We start from the raw sequence: 17496 nt of genomic DNA on the forward strand, positions 1-17496 counted from the left end.
CTTATGACTTCCACCATTTTCACTACCCACCTGAGTCTATTGGTGGCCACCGCTTTATATTATTTTTTGTTAAGAGGCAGAAAGCGAGGGCAATTTAATCGGATATTTCTGGTCTTGTCTGCCCTGATGGCCTTTTTAATGCCTGGCTTGGCATCGCTCCACTTTTCCTTTTTTGAGCAGGAAACGATGGTTGCTTCAAGCGCACTTTTATTGTCTCCTGTAGAAATAAATGCAACAGTGGAGACGGTAAACCGTGAAGTCGATAGCTTGATGTTGATCTATTGGTTAGGTTTTGGGGTTTTAGCTTTTCGCTTTCTGGTCCAATTTGGAAAGTTTACTTTTCATTTATTGAGAAATGATTGGCAGGTTGAAGCCGATTATATTCGCGTTTACTCCCAAACGGATTTCCCTATTTGCTCTTGGTTTAATTTTCTATTCTGGCCTTCATCGACAGACTTGAAGGTGGAAGATCAGTCGCGTATCCTCGCGCATGAGCTGGGGCATATCCGCCAATGGCACTCGCTGGATCGTTTATTTCTTGATTTTTGCAGCTTGATCTGGTGGTTTAATCCGGCCATTTGGTTGTTGAAAGCGGCACTGGAGGAAGAGCATGAGTACCTGGCCGATGCTTGTAGCTTGAAGGAATATCCTGATGAAAAGGCTTATGCACAGTTGTTAGCGAGCAATACATTAGGGCAGTTTGGCTTAAGCATGGGGCACCCCTTTTTTAATTCCAAAAGTTTAAAGAGAATTAGGATGATAAAATCAGATCAAAAAATATCGGTCAAACGTGCCCTTATGGTTGTAGGGCTGTTTGCCGTGGTGGGTTTTTGGGCCTGTCAGCATGACGAAATGAACCCGCAACCTGAGCAGGGACTGAACTTGGTTGAAGGGCAGCAAGTAGATGTATTTCCGGAGTTTGAGGGAGGATCAGCAGCTTTTCAACAGTATATCAAGCCAAATTTAAATTACCCAGAAGATATTCAAGCTTATGGGATTGAGGGAGAGGTACTCATACAATTTGAAGTGGATGAAACTGGAGCAGTAAGAAATGTGAAATTGCTTCAGGGGATTGGGGAGGGAAGTACGTTGTTTTCCGCTTTTGATCAACTACGACCGAATGAGGTGATTAATATTAACAGGTCGGAAGAGGCTGGGAAAGTGGAGGGTTTTGTCATAAACATGCGCAATGGAGGGAATTATACCTTGAAAAGACCTTCAGAACAGGCCTCCATTCTGGATGAAGTGTTATTTCATCATCTTTCCGGGGATTCCTTTGATGGCCGGGAGAACAACAAGCACGTGAGTTTACTCCGTTATTGTCGAAATTATATCAATCATGCTGCAGTGAAGGTGGTGAAGGAGGCTCCTAATTGGAAGCCCGCAATGAAAAATGGAGCGCCGGTAAGTGTGCAGATGGTGTTGCCGGTGCATTTCGTCATTGATGGCTGAAGTTAATATTTCTGCTGTTTGGAATTAGATTGTTTTTAGGATTAAAGCAATATATTTAAGAATTAATCCAATGAGGTGAATGCATGTCAAACTTCCTTTACAATTTTGGTAATCAGCTTAGTCTTTTTCGACTGATCTTTATTTGTCTATTCCTTCTAAATCAGGGAAATGCTTATGCTTCAGTTGTGCTTTCCTCAATTCTTCAACAAAGAGATAGTGTGGAGGTGATGACGGTAGTAGACAGTCCGCCTGAATTTGAAGGAGGAATGCCAGCCTTCTATAAATACATTGGGAAAAATTTCAAACTGCCAGCAACATGTCGGGAGTCAGCGATTTCGGGAAAAGTTTTTGTGGAATTTATCGTCTCCGAAGAGGGAGAAGTGCTGTCGCCGAAAATAATTAAAGGATTAGAGATGGCCTACCCGCTGGAGGATGGTAGGCTTCATCCAGCAGTAAAGGCTTATCATGAAGAGATGCTAAGGGTGTTTAGCCATTCACCACGATGGAAGCCCGGCACTCATGAAGGAGTGGCTCGAAATGCACGTATGCAGCTTGTAGTGGTGGTGTGTTTGGGCTAAGTATGGGTAGTTGAAATTTATCATTCCAGCTATTCAGAGCCGATTTTTTTCTTTCAATACTTACCTATTACTTTTATGAAAGTCACTGCCCCATTATTATTTGATTGCCTCCTGGCGCTGTTATTGGGATGTTTTGCCTCTTCCTGTAATAGGGATCAAATGGAGGTTGCGAATGCTGAGGTTGATAAGGTGATGACGGTAGTAGACGCCCCACCTGAATTCGAAGGAGGAATGCCAGCCTTTTATAAACACATTTGGAAAAATTTCAAACTTCCAGCGGCTTGTCAGGAGTCATATATTTGGGGAAAAGTTTGGGTGGAATTTGTGGTCACCAAAGAAGGAAAATTAGTGTCTCCGAAAATTATTAAAGGATTGGGAGACCAACTGGAGGATGGTACGCTTCATCCAGCAGTAAAGGCTTTTCATGAAGAGATGCTAAGGGTGTTTAGCCATTCACCACGATGGAAGCCCGGTACTCATGAGGGAGTGGCCCGAAATGTACGCATAGTGCTCCTAGCCCGAATTATTCACCGCCAGATTTAGTGGCTTGCCTTAACTAGATTTCTGTCAATTTATTGCATTCGAGTCGACTGATTTTTTTTTATAACCCAAATTTGGGCAAGCTTGCTTTCTCCTCATTCATCTGCTTCGTTGGAAAAAACTCGAAATAGGAAACTATTCCTTCATTTTTCCCGCCTTGCAGCTAAACGAGGATTTAAGCATGCATAATTCGGGCTAATAGCCTTTCGCTGGGGCTAAAAAAATCCCGAAAGCATGCGCTTCGGGATTAAGTTGTATCTTTTATCGTGCAAAATAAGGATTACTCCTCAACCATTGCCGATTCAAATTCTAATACCACACGCTCGATGATATCACAGCATTCGTTCATTTGCTCTTCCGTAATGATCAATGGAGGCGTGAAACGAATAATATTACCATGGGTAGGCTTGGCGATCAATCCGTTTTCTTTCAGGCTTACACAGATATCCCAGGCGGTTGAGCTGTCTTCGGTATCATTGATTACCAAAGCGTTCATCAGTCCTTTACCACGCACCAAGGTGGCCAGTTTTGATTTCTCCACAAGCTGTTGCATGCGGCCACGGAATACCTCACCCATGGCGTTGGAGTTCTCTACCAGCTTTTCATCTTTAATGACTTGCAAGGCCTCTACGGTGACTACAGCGGCTAATGGATTTCCACCATAGGTAGAACCGTGCTCACCCGGGTGAATTACGTCCATGATGTCATCATTACAAAGCACCAAAGATACCGGAATAGTACCGCCGGAAATGGCTTTTCCAAGAATCAACATGTCCGGATGAACGCCTTCATGGTCCGAGGCCAGCATAGCGCCGGTACGTGCCACACCGGTCTGAATTTCATCCATCATCAAAATCACATTGTGCTTTTTACAAAGCTCTTGTGCTTTTTTCAAATAGCCATCCTGTGGTAAGTATACGCCAGCTTCACCTTGAATTGGCTCAATCCAAAGTCCAGCCACATTAGGATTGGCCAATGCCTCATCCAAAGCGGCCAAATCATCATAGGCGATCACCTGAAAGCCCGGCATGAATGGACCGAAATTTTTAGTAGCCTGCTCATCCGTAGAAGCAGAGATGATGGTCGTGGTACGGCCATGGAAGTTACGCTCCACCGCCACGATTACCGCTTCATTATCCGGGATATTCTTCTTCAGGTATCCCCACTTTCTTACAATCTTGATCGCAGATTCATTGGCTTCTGCGCCGGAGTTCATAAATAAGGCTTTGTCGTATCCGAAATACTCGCATACGTATTTTTCTGCCTGTCCTAGTTTGTCATTGTAAAATGCCCGCGAAGTCAGGGTCAGTTTTTTGGTCTGCTCAATCATCGCATTGATGATTCTTGGGTGACAATGCCCCTGGTTGACTGCACTGTAGGCCGAAAGGAAATCGTAATAGCGTTCTCCTTCACAGTCATAAACGAAAACACCTTCGCCTCGCTCCAATACTACCGGTAGGGGGTGGTAGTTGTGACATCCATACTCGTTTTCAAGCTCCATGGCTTGTTGACTGCTCACTTTTTGCATCATGATTTTTTTGGGTTTATATTTTATGATTAAAAATACGGCCTGTTCTGGAATTGGAAAAGGCCTCCCTTTCGTCTGGAATCGGAGAAAGAGTATCCGAAAAATCGTTTTAATATACAAAGAAGCCTCCGAAGGAAAAAACTGCTAATTCCCCCGGAGGCTTCATTTTCGCCTGTTTTGATGCCATATCAGGCTTTAAACTTTTTAAACCGCCATTGTGGAAGTGGCGGGCAACAGAATATTTTTTATTTCCGCATAGTTTTTTTCTTCAATCAGGCCTATAAGCGTTTTGGGTTTTTCCCATTCCGGATCCTGAATGGTCAAGTGGATTAGCGCAAAACCGGCCGCAAGTTTCCGCATTTCTAGTCCCTGCACTTCTTTCTTCAAAAATTCAATCTCATTCGCTTCCTTATTGAAATAGGGGTTGTAAGCCACAAAATAATTACCGCGCTGATGAATTTCATACAGCTGCCAGGGCAAAATCATGATGATTAAGGAAAGCGCCAAAAACATCAGCGCTGTTGTGAATGGGAGATGTACCATCGCCACCAGGGTGATTAATCCTAAACCAACCGGAAGGCTTACTTTTAAATGGTATATTTTGGAGGAAAGAATTCTTTTACTCATTATTAAGCGTTGAAATCTGTGCTTGAAAATTCAAAGTCAAAGTTAGGAAATCAAGGTTATTCACACGTTAACGTAAAATAAAGGTCTGTTTAAAAAGTATGAAACAACATCAGCAATCATTCGGCCAATCTTCCACCAACGAAGACTATTATATCAATGAGCAGGGATTAATGGTCTTTACGGCGCAATTTCATTTAAAAAGGGGCTATTGCTGTGGAAATGGTTGTAAACACTGCCCTTATCCTAAATCTCCTAAAAGCAATAAGGGTTAACCCGAATTATTCACCGCTAAATTCACTAACTAAACGTAAGAGGCTTAATTTTAGCTTTTTATAATTTTTTTTCTTTGATTTATAATAGCCCAAATTTGGGCAAGCTTGCTTTCTCCTCATTCATCTGTTTCGTTGGAAAAAACTCGAAATAGGAAACTATTCCTTCATTTTTTCCGCCTTACAGCTAAACGAGGATTTAAGCATAAATAATTCGGGTTAAGCTGAATGACAGGGCTTTTTCATCAAAAGCTAGATCAACCATTCAATACCTTATATTTAATCATCAAGCGTTTCTTTTTCATTTTTTCTTGATAAAAAACGAATCAAAAAATCAATGCTGTGATCAATGTCGGCGGGACAAAGAACCTGCTGACAGAATCCATCAAGGCGATATTTGGAGAGGGCAGGAGACTGGTGAAATATTGCTAAAATGTCGCAGTGATGCCTTCTTGTCGCCAGCAGAACCATTGTCTATCCGCCCATTGATCAAGTCCGGAGGGTTGATGTGGAAGATTTCATACTATAAAGTCAATACTGTAAAAGATAGTAAGCTAACTATTAAATAAGCGCTCAAATCAAATTGCCCTTCATCGGGGACTAGATCATTTCTATAATTTGCCCATTTGTGGTTTTATGAAATAGCCGTGAGCCAAATGATGCATGCTTTAACCCGAATTATTCATACCCTTTATATCTAAAGAGATTTTGGTAGTGTATTTCCTGATATCTTTAACAAATGGAGTGGCACTTAAAATGATGAGGTGTATTATTTATTTATTCGGCTTTCAATAGCGAGATTTTAAGGCCAAAATACCAATTTGATGCTTGAAATAGCAGATTAGAGTGATTTGGACGGACCTCTTCCATGAAATTGGATTGTTTTTGCGAATAAATCTATTGCAGTAGTTCTAAAAATAATTTTTGTTGTGGAAATGCCTTGGAGAAGCTATAATATACTCGTCTAACCGTCGATTTTATCGTCCCACCAATTTTTAATAGGCACAGGCGAATCGTATCCACTTGCCATTTTTTTGCCCATTCATGCTTTGTCTGACTTATTTCTTTTTTTATTAACCTAAAAATTTCATAAGCCATCGACGATAGAATTAATCTGAAAAAGTTCGGCCAAAAAAAATGATTGGACAACCTATCGGCGAAACACATATTTTTCACTTCTTTTATCCTGTTTTCGCTGCTTTCTCCCCGTTTAACATAGAAGCCAAAATATATATCTCGTACACTTGCCTCATCCATATTACTGATTACAAATCGAGTGTTAAGTCCCTTTCCGGTCCATTCGACTTTAGCTATGCAATTTTGTTCTTGTTCCCAGGTTTGAGCCTGATATTGGAAATTAAAAAAGTGCTGATGTTTTTCGGAGCCATCTTCAAAAATATGACGCACAGCGCTTTGTACCTTCTCTGCTTTAGCCTTTAATATTGAATTACTGGCAATACCAATAGTATACTTCAAATTACATTCATTGGCTAATTTATAAAATGGAGCACAGCTAAACCCAGCATCTGCGCGAATGACAATTTCTATCTCGGGATAATGTGATCGTATTTTTTTAACTAACCTTTTTAAGATCGCGACAAACCAACGATTTGAATGACTATTGCCTGGACGTAATACTGGTAGAACTATTTGTCCTGTTTCCCCATCATGGACAAATAATTGATGATACATATGGTGCCCGTAATAGCCATTGAATAAGGCTAATTGCTGGTGCCCATGTGTTTTATCGTCTGTTCCATCAAAATCTAAAATGATTTTTTTCCTCCCTCTGAGTGAGTTAATGTAATGACTGACAAAGCTTTCACATAGCGAATAGATAACTTTTCGATCAACGCTCATCTCAAATCGGGATAGTGTTGGCTGAGAGGCAAGAGAACCATTTAAAATACTGGAAATCACGGGATCATTTTTTAAATAATTCACATCATTACAGTCCTGATATCCTAAGACTAAGCCGAAAATCCTCTGTTTGAACAAATCAACGGCTTTATGATGAATCAAACTTTGATTTCGGCTATCAATGTAAGCCTTACTTATTTCATTTATATAACCGAATTTCTTTTCTATTTTCTCCAATAGAACAACTCCTCCATCAGAAGTCATTTCATCACCATGAAAATCAACGAAAACGGCTTTACTCTTTTGATAAAATACTGTATTTTGATTGCTCATATTTGGGCTATAAATCGATGCTATATTTTTGATTTAACTAATTGTAATATAGTGATTTATAGCTTTTTTTGTGTGTTTTGTATGAATAATTCGGGTTAATTCTTGTTTTGCGGGAACAAGGAAGGAATTTCCCCATTTTCGAGTGCTTTTCTAGGAAGCGGCAAAATGCGGACAAAACCAGCGTCCCTCCATTGGGGCTATGAAAAAGTCGGGAAAACACTTAATAACATAAAAAAAATAAAAGCCATGAGCGTAATAAATCCGGCAGTGTCTCTTTTAGGATACGCAGGTGATTTGAAGTTGTAATGTTCTAAGTTAGGGGACGAACCGCTCGCTTTGTTGTCTTTTTTGTGCTGATTCAAAAAAAAAAGATGCAGTAATTGCAAGAATAGCAATGAATTGGTAAGTAATTTGATAGGAATCAACAGCGGTTTGATAGCGTGAGGATTGTACAATAAAAAAGCATGATGCTTTTTTTTAATCAATGAATTTTTGTACTTTTGCGTCCCTGCAAAATCGGATCAAGGGTTTAGGCGCCAAGCTTCCTGGTGCTTGAGAAAGATTCCATGCCTTTTCTCCTCTAAATTTTTGATCTTTTGGAAATTAATTCCGAATTTTGCCAACCGTTTGGTAATTAGAAATAAATTTTCGAGAGAGAATAAAATTATATCATGGCCAGAGTTTGTCAAATCACAGGTAAAAGACCTCAAGTAGGAAATAACGTTTCCCACTCTAACAGAAAAACGAAGCGTAAGTTTCTACCTAACCTAATGAAGAAAAGATTCTTCATCCCTGAGACAGGTGAGTGGATTACTTTGAAAGTATCCGCATCTGCAATCCGTACCATCAACAAAAATGGTATCACTGCAGTATTGAAGAAAGCAAGAGCTAACGGTAACGTGCTCGTATAATCATCACTCTATCTTCTGAGAAGAGTAAATTATTAACAATTTAAATTATTAGAACATGGCTAAGAAAGGCAACAGAGTTCAAGTAATTTTGGAGTGTACTGAGCACAAAGAATCAGGTAAGCCTGGCACTTCAAGATATATCACAACTAAGAATCGTAAGAACACTCCGGAGCGTATTGAGTTGAAAAAATACAACCCGATTCTTAACAAATACACTATCCACAAAGAAATTAAATAATCATGGCTAAGAAAGTAGTTGCAACTTTGAAGCAAAAAGGTGGTGTAAAATACGCTAAGGTAGTAAAGGCTGTTAAGTCTGAGAAAACCGGAGCTTACACTTTCCGTGAAGAAATCGTTACTGAGGACCTTGTAAAAGAGCGTTTGAAGTAATCGATAACAAAATATTTCAATACAAAGAAAGTCCCGTATTTATTATGGGACTTTTTTGTTATATATTGCAATGAAAATATTTAGCGGTAAACTACAGGAGTGTCGGTAATTTAATTATTGACTGATTACTAGCAGCCTGTCCATTACCGTAATAAGTACTACTACTTTTAGTAAATCAATTTTTATGGGAATCTTCGGTTTCTTCTCTAAAGACAAAAAAGAAAAGCTGGACAAAGGTCTGGAAAAAAGTAAGGATAGCTTACTGTCCAAAATCGGTAAAGCCGTTGTGGGGAAATCCACTGTGGATGATGACGTTTTGGATGAATTAGAGGAGATTTTAATTACTTCTGATGTTGGGGTAGATACTACCCTGAAGGTGATTCGCCGTATCGAGGAACGTGTGGCCCGTGATAAGTATATGGGTACGGACGAGCTGGATGTGATCCTGCGCGAAGAGGTAGCGGGCTTATTGGCGGAAAACCAAACGGAGCAGCTGAGTGATTTTGAAATCCCTGGCGGAGTGAAAAAGCCCTATGTGATTTTGGTAGTAGGCGTGAATGGAGTAGGGAAAACTACCACGATAGGTAAGCTTTCTGCTCAGTTTAAAAACAAGGGATATAAAGTATTGCTGGGTGCTGCGGATACATTCCGTGCGGCAGCGGTGGATCAGATTAAGCTTTGGGGGGAACGCACAGGGGTGCCTGTGGTTGCTCACGGGATGAATACGGATCCTTCAGCAGTGGCTTTTGATGCGGCAAAGAAAGCTGCAGAAGAGGGTTATGACATTGTGATGATCGATACCGCCGGTCGTTTGCATAATAAAGTGAACCTGATGAATGAGCTGACCAAGATTAAGCGGGTCATTCAAAAATTCATTCCGGAGGCTCCGCACGATGTGATGTTGGTGTTGGATGGTTCTACGGGGCAAAATGCCGTGATGCAGGCGCGTGAATTTACCAAGGCTACGCAGGTGAGTTCTTTGGCCATTACCAAGTTAGATGGTACAGCCAAGGGTGGTGTAGTAATCGGCATTTCTGATGAGTTCAAGATTCCGGTACGTTATATCGGCGTTGGGGAGCAAATCGAAGATCTGCAGATTTTTAATAAAGATGAATTTGTTGATTCCTTATTCAAGAAATAGGGCGGATAAAAATATAAACTTTTAAAGGCAGTCTTCTTCAGGCTGCCTTTTTTGTTGGCTAAATGGGAGTTGGAATGAAAGTAAAAGCACTGGCCTTTGAGGTGCTGGGGACATTCTCCCGGATTATCCAAGCTAAAATCCTCATATAGCTGCCAGACAGGAAAAATGGAAGAACAGTTTTCTGTTTCGAGTTTTTTCCAAGGCAGCAGAAGAATAAGGAGAAAGCAATCTTACCCCAATTGGGTCTATTGATAAATTAGTGAAATAAACTTCGGAAAACATGGGCAATGAAGGGTTTAGTGCTGGTGTGGTGTCGAGTGATTCGGGCTAATTCAACGGGCGTATTATTGTTAGAAATGCGGGCAATTGAAGTGCTCAAAAGATTGATAATATTCCGTTATCAGGCGGCCATTTCGGAAGGGAAAAATAAAAAGCAATAAATGCCTTCCATGCGAGAATTTGGCTAACAATTTTTCCATTGAGGGCTTTTCTGTATATGAGAAGATCATTGGTGTTGCCCGTGGTCATTACCCTGTTAATCTTAGTATCCGGATTCTTTTCCCGGCCTGCATTCGCTCAATCAGTGAAAGAGCGAAAGAATGTGGTGCGCTGGAACATGACGCCCTGGCTATTGTGGGAAAATGCTTCCATCATCCTAGGGTATGAGCGCGTCATTAATAAAAATATGAGTGCCTCTATCAATGCCGGGAGATTGGTATTTCCTCGTTTTGTGGGTAACCCTGCCCCCAATTTTATCCGATCTGATGGAAATCAAAAAGGTGGGGCAAGCTTGGTCGTTGACTTTCGGTTTTACCTAAATCGCAATAAATATGGAGCTCCGGATGGGGTTTATATTGGTCCCTACTATGCGCACTATGCCTTTGGCTGGGAGCGAAATTATCGAATTACAGATGGAGCGGGTGCTCAAATTGGCACTTTTGGCTCAAAAGCCTTTGTTCAGGCAGATAACGTGGGGATTGAACTCGGCTATCAGTTTATCATCAAGAAGCGTATTTCGATTGACTTCGTTTTAGTAGGTCCCTCGATTTCCTGGTACTATGGTCGTATTCATCTGAAAGGTGATTTAGATCCTGAAATTGAAAAGGAGGTTTTGGAGGCCTTGAAAGAAGCGGCCTTAGATCGCTTTCCCTGGGTGGAGAATTTATTGCAAAATCGGGAAATTACCCGGGAGGGCAGAATGCGAACCGCCGGATTTGGTTTTCGCTATGTGGTGCAAGTCGGTATTTATTTTTAGGGGCTTCCCTCCTGTCGTCGGTCGGGCTGGAGCGGCTCGCTCTTGAGCGTTAGGATTTTAGTGATGACCAAAGTGTTCCAACGCTCAAGGAGCTCATACAAACCCGCACCATCCCTAAGCTAAGCAGGGCCAATAGCCCTGCGGGCATTAATTCTTCTAATTACTTCTTCGGTAGCACCCATTTCATACAAACAGGCGTTGGGATTTTATAAACCTTGCCCTCACTCCGGGGAAGTCCGCTTTCAGCATTTATTTCAAATACTGCTATATCTCCACTGTCCTGATTGGCAGCCAAAAGAAATTTCTCATCCGGACTGAAGGTGATGGCGCGTGGCGTTTTTCCCAAGGTGGAGAAGTGTCCCACCTTTTTTAGTTCCTGACTAATTTCAAAAACCGTGATACTGTTGCTATTGCCCCTGTTGGAAACATATAGGTATTTTCCTGCCTGGTCAATAATGATATCTCCGCCTGCGGCTTCCTCTCCTTCATTATTTAAATAACTGCTTTCAGCAGTGAGTTCATGCTGAGCGGAAAAAGTACTGATGTTTCCCTTTAGTTCATCCACCACATACAATTGTTGATTTTTAGGGTGGACCGCAAGGTGTCTGGGGCCTGCCCCAGCGCTGAGAGAAAGGACTTTTTCGGTTTCCAGTGTTTGATTCTCCGTATTGTAGATATGAATTTGATCCGTCCCCAAATCAGTACTTAGGAGTTGGTGAGCCCCATTATAATGGGCCATATGCGCATGAGGTGCTTCTTGTCTTGCTAGGTTCGGGCCTTGACCGCTATGTTGGTCCATAGCAGGCTTTGTCCCCAGGCTGCCGTTGGGATTCAGTGGAATCAAGGTAATATTTCCACTTCCATAATTCGCTACAGCTAATGATTTCCCCTCAGGAGATACTTCCACATAGCAGGGATAGTTCCCGAGTGTTGAAGACTCATTCATTAAGGCCAAAGTGTTGGTGGTGGCCTCAAACTGATAGGCGTAAACCGGAGCGCCCTTTTCATCATCCGCTACCTCACTAACGGCATAAATATACTGGCCATTAGGGTGTACGTTTAAGTAAGAGGGGTTAATGATGTTATCGGTAGTGGAGAGGTGCTTCAATGCGCCATTGGCAGGATTGAAACTATAGATATAAATCCCTTCCGCCTTTCCGTCAACATGCCCTTCTTTCCTGGTGTAGGTGCCAATGGCTAAAGGGATAGCATTTTCCACTATCGGCTGTTGATTGTTGTTAGATTGTTGTTCACGCTTTTCCCCGCAGGCAGAAAGCATTAGCGCGCAAAAAAAATAGATGGTCTTTTTCATGGTTTGATTTACTTCAGGCAGAAAGATACAAGCTTTTATGATTTTGGCTTTGTCCGGCCGGAAGTTTTTGTCTTTTTTCAAAAGGGAGGGCCCAGGTCTGGCGCCTAGGCCGAATTTTTCACTGCAAAGGGAAGTAATTCGCCTTAAGTGGCTTGTTATTCCCTTCTTTATTTAAAGTTGTGGTTGCTGATTTTTTAAGAGTTCAAATTTGGGCAAGCTTGCTTTCTTCTCATTCATCTGCCTCGTTGGAAAAAAACCGAAATAGGAAAAAACCTTCATTTTTCTCCCTTGGCAGCTAAAGGAGGATTTAAGATTAAATAATCCGGGCTAAGAATTCTTGTCCTTTTCAGGTGAATTTGGGGATTGTCATCCTTTGGCATTTGATTTGATAAATATTGGCTATCTTTGTACTAATTGTCATAAAGGCAATGGATATCGAATAAGAAGATGATGAAAGCCGTTTCTGAAAAGCAGGACATAAGAAAACTGACCAAGGCGCAGTTAAAGGATAAATTTGTGGAGATGGGGGAAAAGCCCTTTCGCTCCAAGCAGGTATTTGAGTGGCTGTGGAAAAAATCCGCCACTAGTTTTGAGGAGATGACCAATCTTTCCAAAAAGACCAGAGAATGGTTGGAGGATAATTTCGTGATCAACGGAATTGCCGTGGATCAGGCTCAAGTATCCAGCGACCGTACCATTAAATCGGCCTTTAAGCTCTACGATGAGCATGTTGTGGAGGGTGTTCTTATCCCTGCCGATGACCGGATGACGGCCTGTGTGTCCTCTCAGGTAGGTTGTTCGCTGTCTTGTTCGTTCTGTGCTACCGGTTATATGGACCGCAAGCGTAATCTGGATGCTGCAGAAATCTATGATCAGGTAGTGACCATTGCCAGGCAAGCAGAGGAAAACTATGGCCAGCCCCTTTCCAATATTGTATATATGGGAATGGGAGAGCCGCTGCTGAATTATAAAAATGTTTGGGAGTCTATCGAAAAGATCACTTCGGAAGAAGGCTTGAATATGTCACCAAGGCGGATTACCGTCTCCACTGCTGGCGTTGCCAAGATGATCACCAAAATGGCGGATGATGGCGCCAAGTTTAATTTGGCCCTTTCGCTGCATGCGCCCACGGATGAGAAGCGGAACCGTATCATGCCAATCAATGAAACGAATAACCTGGAGGTGTTGGTGGAGGCATTGAACTATTGGTACGCCAAAACGAAGAGTCGGGTGACTTTCGAATATATCGTGTTCAATGATTTCAATGATTCCATTGAAGATGCCAAAGCCTTATTGAAAATTTGTCGCAAGGTGCCTTCAAAGGTCAATATTATCGAATACAACCCCATCAAAGAGGCTGATTTCGTTAACGCCAAAGAAGATAAACTCGATAAGTTTGCCAACTATCTGGAGAAAAACGGAGTGATAGTCGTGGTCAGAAGAAGCCGCGGTAAAGATATTGATGCTGCCTGCGGACAGTTGGCGAATAGAAAAGACTAGCTTTATTGACCCGTATTATTCACTTTCAGATTCAATGGATCAAATGAAGGAGTTTCGTTTTTAGCCTCTGGAGAATTTTGTTCCTAGATTTTAAAGAGCCCAAATTGGGGTAAACTTACTTTGATTTCATTCGGCTGATTTGTTGGAAAAAAATCGAAATAGAGAAAGCCCCTTCTTGTTTCCCGGCTTGCAGCTAAGCCCGGATGGAATTAAAGATAATTCGGGCATAATTATAATGACTACAAACCACCTCTTTGGGGTGGTTTTTTGTTTTTGGTCACTAATAAGACAATTGTAAATATTTTTTTTACGCTCTAATAAAGGTGTTTTTAAGCTTGTGAGATGGATGGGAAATGAGTGCTGAAGCTACTAAAAGAGGAGGGCAAAATATAATTCAATATTATATCGATTTTTGTGGTTTGTGGGTTTAATGGATTTGAGTGTCTTGGCTTTTTTGTGTAAGTATTTGATTCGTTTAATCTAGGATTGGAAGCATTTTAATAACATTAAACACAATTAATGTTATTAAAATGATATTGAACCAACTCCTCTGTTTTTTAAAAGTGGCCTTGCGGTGGTGTTATGTAAATTTTTATGTTTATAGGAGGATTTTTGTATTGGTTTTTGATTAAAAACCAGTCGTTGATACTTCCTTTTATTGGAGGTTGATGGGTTATTTCGCGGAATTAAATTTCACCAAAGTCATTTTTAGCAGAATAAATATTAGTAGTTGGGGTTTGTATTTAATCTTTTTTTTGGATTAAATTTACATTAACTTAACCATAGTGATCAACCAAATCACTTTAGTATTACCCAATCTTAACCATTATGAAAAAAATGCTACTGATGGCAATGGCTACGCTATTTGCCTTTTCGGCCTATGCTCAAGGTCGGGTGGTAACGGGTACCGTTACTGCAGAAGAATCCGGGGATCCCATCCCTGGTGTCAATGTTCTCATTAAAGGAGAAGCCTCCGGAACCATTACGGATATTGAAGGTAAATACTCCCTTGATGTACCCTCTAAGGATACAAGATTAGTTTTTACTTTTATTGGTTTGGCTACTGAAGAGGTTTTAGTAGGGGGGCAGTCCGAGATTAATTTGACCATGAAAGCGGAGTTTACCCAGCTTACAGAGGTAGTCGTAACAGGATACAGTGAGTTTAATAAAAAGAGTTTATCAGGTTCGATAGCAGTTATCGATGAAAAAGCATTGGAGAATGTACCTGTAGCAACTTTCGATCAAATGTTGCAAGGACAAGCTTCAGGTCTTTATATTAATGCTGGCTCAGGACAACCTGGAACTGCAGCCACAATCCGTATTCGTGGCAACGGCTCTATTTTAGGGGGGAATGATCCTTTGTACATTATGGATGGTGTTCCAATTGAGGCAGATGCTTTTGCGGCGATCAACCCGAATGATATTTCCTCAGTGAATGTTTTGAAAGATGCCTCTTCTACCGCACTTTACGGGTCTCGTGGAGCCAATGGTGTAATTGTGATTACTACCAAACAAGGTAAATCAGGTGCAACTCGTTTCAATTATTCCGGCCAATACGGTATTACGGAAGTTGGAGATTGGAGATATGACATGATGAATACCGAAGAGCGATTGCGTTACGAGGAAATGACTCAAAGAAGTAACGGCTGGGCTTATTCTCCTAATAATCCCAACGCTCCGGATGATGCAGCGGAAAAATTGGCCGAATTAAAGGCGATTGATACCGATTGGGCAGAAGTAGCAACGCAATTAGGCCGTTCTCAAAATCACCAGTTATCTATGACTGGAGGCAAAGGAGGAACTTCTTTTTATATCTCCGGAAATTATTTTCAACAAGATGGTGTGCTGTTGGGATCTGATTTGAACAGGTACTCAGGTAGATTTAACATCAAGAATGATTCTTTTGATAGATTGAAGATTGACTTGAACTCTTACATTGGTTATTCGGATTTGAATTATGTACCAAGTGAAGGGTTATCTGTAGCAAACCCAATGGTTCAGTCTTTGAATATGCCATACCAAAAGCCTATTGATGATGATGGGAATTATACATATGGGCCTTTGGGGCAAAACCCATTAGAATGGAGAGACCATACCTCTAACAGCAGAGGGGAATTGAAAGCAAATGTTTCCCTAAATGCAAAATTGGATGTGTGGAATGGTATTTTCGTCAGCGGACGATTAGGCTTGGATTATAGAAATAGAAAGTCAAACCAATGGAGAGATCCAGAGTATAGACCAGGATCCGGAGTAAGTAATGGTGGTGAGGGCTTGTATAGTTTTAATGATTACTCTTTCTTTTCTCCAATCCTGTTAGGTCAGATTGGTTACGCCAAAGAATTTGGTAAACACAAATTGGCGGCCTCTATTAATTCTGAATTGATTCAGAAGACTTACTCAGGACATAATTACACCGGTTATGGAATAAACGGAAAATTGCCAAATACTCCGGGTGGTATTACACAAGGAGATCCGGATAATGGTTTTATTGCCTCTGTTGGCGGTTTTAAGGAGTCAAATGCTTTGCTTTCCTATTTCTTAGTAGGAGATTATTCCTATAATGAAAAGTATAACTTAACCTTCTCTTTGAGAAGAGATGCTTCTTCCAAATTTGGAGAAAATAATCAATGGGCGACACTTGGGGCTGTGGGAGCTTCTTGGGTAGTATCTGATGAAGACTTTTTTAATAGTGGCTTGATCAGTTTTATGAAAGTAAGGGCTTCTTACGGTGTTGCGGGTAACCAAGATGATACGGATGAAAGTATTGGATCATACCAACGATATGGCGTTTTCCAAAATACGAGTGGGTATGCGGGGACTGCAGGTATTGTGCCTGCAAGTATTGCAAATCCTGATTTGAAATGGGAAACTTCTGCCCAGTTTAATCTAGGAGTTGATGTTTCTGCTTTTAATGATCGAGTTAGTTTGGCAGTAGATGTTTACAATAACATTACTTCAGATTTATTCCTTGATCAAAAGCTGTCCTATACTTCAGGTCAGGGAGAGTTGAGAATTAATGCGGGTGAAATGAGAAACCGTGGTATTGAATTCGTATTGAATACGACTAATGTTCAAATAGGTGATTTCAAATGGACTACCAGTATGAATTATTCCTATAATGAAAATGAAATCATGGACCTTGGTCAGGTTTCCCAGTTTGAAAATGGGACCTCACTGGTAGAAGTAGGAAAACCGCTAGGCTCTCATTACAGTGTAGGCTGGGGCGGAGTTGATCCTGCAAATGGTCAGCCACTCTATTTGACAGCTGATGGTGCTTTGACGCCTACTTATTCCGAGGAAAACTCCACAACTAATTGGGGTACTTCAAATCCTCCTCATATTGGTGGAATTACCAACAATATGTCTTATAAAGGTTTTGACTTTTCTTTCTTCTTTAGTTTTCAGGCAGGTCACAAATTATTTAATAACCAATTATATTTTATAGAGAATCATAACGTTTCCTATAATCAAACCACAAGAATGCTTGATATGTGGCAGCAGCCGGGTGATGTAACTAATATTGCAGCACCAGGATATGCAAGAGAGTTTAGTTCTTATGATATAGAGGATGGTTCATTTATTAAATTGAAAAACGTTCAATTGGGTTATACCCTTCCTTCCGAAATAATAGGCAAGACTCCTTTTAACTCCCTAAGAATCTATGCGCAGGGGCAAAACCTGATGACATGGACGAAATTCTCTGGATTTGATCCTGAAATCGGAAATAACATTGCGCAATTCCAGTATCCAATTCCTCGAATTTATACAATGGGTATTGATTTATCTTTCTAATCCGACAT

The 17496-nt window shown here is 41.0% G+C and carries 16 protein-coding genes; 12 read left to right on the top strand and 4 right to left on the bottom strand.

Annotation, left to right across the window (positions count from 1 at the left end; translation table 11 throughout):
- Positions 1 to 3 precede the first annotated feature (3 nt).
- From AAA970_RS02315 to AAA970_RS02325, 3 genes are all read left to right on the top strand, one after another.
- Entirely contained in the window at positions 4 to 1452 is a 1449-nt protein-coding gene (locus AAA970_RS02315) for an energy transducer TonB (protein ID WP_338235826.1), read from the top strand.
- 83 nt (positions 1453 to 1535) lie between these two features.
- Entirely contained in the window at positions 1536 to 2030 is a 495-nt protein-coding gene (locus tag AAA970_RS02320; protein WP_338235827.1) for an energy transducer TonB, read from the top strand.
- Between the two features lie 75 nt (positions 2031 to 2105).
- Complete coding sequence (locus tag AAA970_RS02325) at positions 2106 to 2573, top strand: energy transducer TonB (RefSeq protein ID WP_338235828.1); 468 nt, start codon at positions 2106 to 2108, stop codon at positions 2571 to 2573.
- A gap of 277 nt (positions 2574 to 2850) precedes the next feature.
- Here the strand turns inward: AAA970_RS02325 and rocD are convergent, their stop codons facing one another.
- Both rocD and AAA970_RS02335 read right to left on the bottom strand, forming a co-directional pair.
- Positions 2851 to 4101, bottom strand: a complete 1251-nt coding sequence (gene rocD, locus AAA970_RS02330) for an ornithine--oxo-acid transaminase (protein WP_338235829.1) — start codon at positions 4099 to 4101, stop codon at positions 2851 to 2853.
- 201 nt (positions 4102 to 4302) lie between these two features.
- Positions 4303 to 4725 carry a hypothetical protein gene (locus AAA970_RS02335; RefSeq protein WP_338235830.1) on the bottom strand — a complete coding sequence of 141 codons (423 nt, stop codon included), beginning with the start codon at positions 4723 to 4725 and terminating at the stop codon, positions 4303 to 4305.
- Between the two features lie 98 nt (positions 4726 to 4823).
- Between AAA970_RS02335 and AAA970_RS02340 the strand changes: the two genes are divergently transcribed.
- Positions 4824 to 4997: a C1orf53 family protein gene (locus AAA970_RS02340; protein ID WP_338235831.1), complete on the top strand. Its 174-nt coding sequence runs from the start codon at positions 4824 to 4826 to the stop codon at positions 4995 to 4997.
- An 894-nt stretch (positions 4998 to 5891) separates the two neighbouring features.
- Here the strand turns inward: AAA970_RS02340 and AAA970_RS02345 are convergent.
- A complete protein-coding gene (locus tag AAA970_RS02345) occupies positions 5892 to 7187 on the bottom strand; it encodes an IS1380 family transposase (protein ID WP_053403863.1) in 1296 nt (431 codons plus the stop codon).
- A gap of 671 nt (positions 7188 to 7858) precedes the next feature.
- On the opposite strand from AAA970_RS02345, the gene rpmB reads away from it, so the two are divergent.
- From rpmB to AAA970_RS02375, 6 genes are all read left to right on the top strand, one after another.
- Positions 7859 to 8098 carry a 50S ribosomal protein L28 gene (rpmB, locus tag AAA970_RS02350; RefSeq protein WP_053405962.1) on the top strand — a complete coding sequence of 80 codons (240 nt, stop codon included), beginning with the start codon at positions 7859 to 7861 and terminating at the stop codon, positions 8096 to 8098.
- A 55-nt stretch (positions 8099 to 8153) separates the two neighbouring features.
- Complete coding sequence (rpmG, locus tag AAA970_RS02355) at positions 8154 to 8336, top strand: 50S ribosomal protein L33 (protein WP_053405961.1); 183 nt, start codon at positions 8154 to 8156, stop codon at positions 8334 to 8336.
- A 2-nt stretch (positions 8337 to 8338) separates the two neighbouring features.
- A complete protein-coding gene (locus tag AAA970_RS02360; RefSeq protein WP_071932164.1) occupies positions 8339 to 8488 on the top strand; it encodes a DUF4295 domain-containing protein in 150 nt (49 codons plus the stop codon).
- 184 nt (positions 8489 to 8672) lie between these two features.
- Positions 8673 to 9629 carry a signal recognition particle-docking protein FtsY gene (gene ftsY, locus AAA970_RS02365; RefSeq protein WP_338235832.1) on the top strand — a complete coding sequence of 319 codons (957 nt, stop codon included), beginning with the start codon at positions 8673 to 8675 and terminating at the stop codon, positions 9627 to 9629.
- 287 nt (positions 9630 to 9916) lie between these two features.
- Complete coding sequence (locus AAA970_RS02370) at positions 9917 to 10069, top strand: hypothetical protein (protein ID WP_338235833.1); 153 nt, start codon at positions 9917 to 9919, stop codon at positions 10067 to 10069.
- A gap of 56 nt (positions 10070 to 10125) precedes the next feature.
- On the top strand, positions 10126 to 10884 hold the full coding sequence (locus tag AAA970_RS02375) for a hypothetical protein (protein WP_338235834.1): 759 nt from the start codon (positions 10126 to 10128) through the stop codon (positions 10882 to 10884).
- A 160-nt stretch (positions 10885 to 11044) separates the two neighbouring features.
- Here the strand turns inward: AAA970_RS02375 and AAA970_RS02380 are convergent, their stop codons facing one another.
- On the bottom strand, positions 11045 to 12196 hold the full coding sequence (locus AAA970_RS02380) for a lactonase family protein (RefSeq protein WP_338235835.1): 1152 nt from the start codon (positions 12194 to 12196) through the stop codon (positions 11045 to 11047).
- A gap of 450 nt (positions 12197 to 12646) precedes the next feature.
- Here AAA970_RS02380 and rlmN point away from each other — a divergent pair, with 450 nt between their 5' ends.
- Complete coding sequence (gene rlmN, locus AAA970_RS02385) at positions 12647 to 13696, top strand: dual-specificity RNA methyltransferase RlmN (protein WP_060687351.1); 1050 nt, start codon at positions 12647 to 12649, stop codon at positions 13694 to 13696.
- 828 nt (positions 13697 to 14524) lie between these two features.
- Positions 14525 to 17488, top strand: a complete 2964-nt coding sequence (locus AAA970_RS02390; protein WP_338235836.1) for a SusC/RagA family TonB-linked outer membrane protein — start codon at positions 14525 to 14527, stop codon at positions 17486 to 17488.
- Positions 17489 to 17496 lie beyond the last annotated feature (8 nt).

The sequence above is a fragment of the Persicobacter diffluens genome (assembly GCF_036244895.1).
In the GTDB taxonomy this organism is placed as follows: Bacteria; Bacteroidota; Bacteroidia; order Cytophagales; family Cyclobacteriaceae; genus Persicobacter; species Persicobacter diffluens.

Excerpts from the sequence above, each read along its gene's own strand:
- AAA970_RS02315 (WP_338235826.1), top strand. The coding sequence starts at position 4 with ATGACTTCCACCATTTTCACTACCCACCTGAGTCTATTGGTGGCCACC.
- AAA970_RS02320 (WP_338235827.1), top strand. The coding sequence starts at position 1,536 with ATGTCAAACTTCCTTTACAATTTTGGTAATCAGCTTAGTCTTTTTCGA.
- AAA970_RS02325 (WP_338235828.1), top strand. The coding sequence starts at position 2,106 with ATGAAAGTCACTGCCCCATTATTATTTGATTGCCTCCTGGCGCTGTTA.
- rocD (WP_338235829.1), bottom strand. The coding sequence starts at position 4,101 with ATGATGCAAAAAGTGAGCAGTCAACAAGCCATGGAGCTTGAAAACGAG.
- AAA970_RS02335 (WP_338235830.1), bottom strand. The coding sequence starts at position 4,725 with ATGAGTAAAAGAATTCTTTCCTCCAAAATATACCATTTAAAAGTAAGC.
- AAA970_RS02340 (WP_338235831.1), top strand. The coding sequence starts at position 4,824 with ATGAAACAACATCAGCAATCATTCGGCCAATCTTCCACCAACGAAGAC.
- AAA970_RS02345 (WP_053403863.1), bottom strand. The coding sequence starts at position 7,187 with ATGAGCAATCAAAATACAGTATTTTATCAAAAGAGTAAAGCCGTTTTC.
- rpmB (WP_053405962.1), top strand. The coding sequence starts at position 7,859 with ATGGCCAGAGTTTGTCAAATCACAGGTAAAAGACCTCAAGTAGGAAAT.
- rpmG (WP_053405961.1), top strand. The coding sequence starts at position 8,154 with ATGGCTAAGAAAGGCAACAGAGTTCAAGTAATTTTGGAGTGTACTGAG.
- AAA970_RS02360 (WP_071932164.1), top strand. The coding sequence starts at position 8,339 with ATGGCTAAGAAAGTAGTTGCAACTTTGAAGCAAAAAGGTGGTGTAAAA.
- ftsY (WP_338235832.1), top strand. The coding sequence starts at position 8,673 with ATGGGAATCTTCGGTTTCTTCTCTAAAGACAAAAAAGAAAAGCTGGAC.
- AAA970_RS02370 (WP_338235833.1), top strand. The coding sequence starts at position 9,917 with ATGAAGGGTTTAGTGCTGGTGTGGTGTCGAGTGATTCGGGCTAATTCA.
- AAA970_RS02375 (WP_338235834.1), top strand. The coding sequence starts at position 10,126 with ATGAGAAGATCATTGGTGTTGCCCGTGGTCATTACCCTGTTAATCTTA.
- AAA970_RS02380 (WP_338235835.1), bottom strand. The coding sequence starts at position 12,196 with ATGAAAAAGACCATCTATTTTTTTTGCGCGCTAATGCTTTCTGCCTGC.
- rlmN (WP_060687351.1), top strand. The coding sequence starts at position 12,647 with ATGAAAGCCGTTTCTGAAAAGCAGGACATAAGAAAACTGACCAAGGCG.
- AAA970_RS02390 (WP_338235836.1), top strand. The coding sequence starts at position 14,525 with ATGAAAAAAATGCTACTGATGGCAATGGCTACGCTATTTGCCTTTTCG.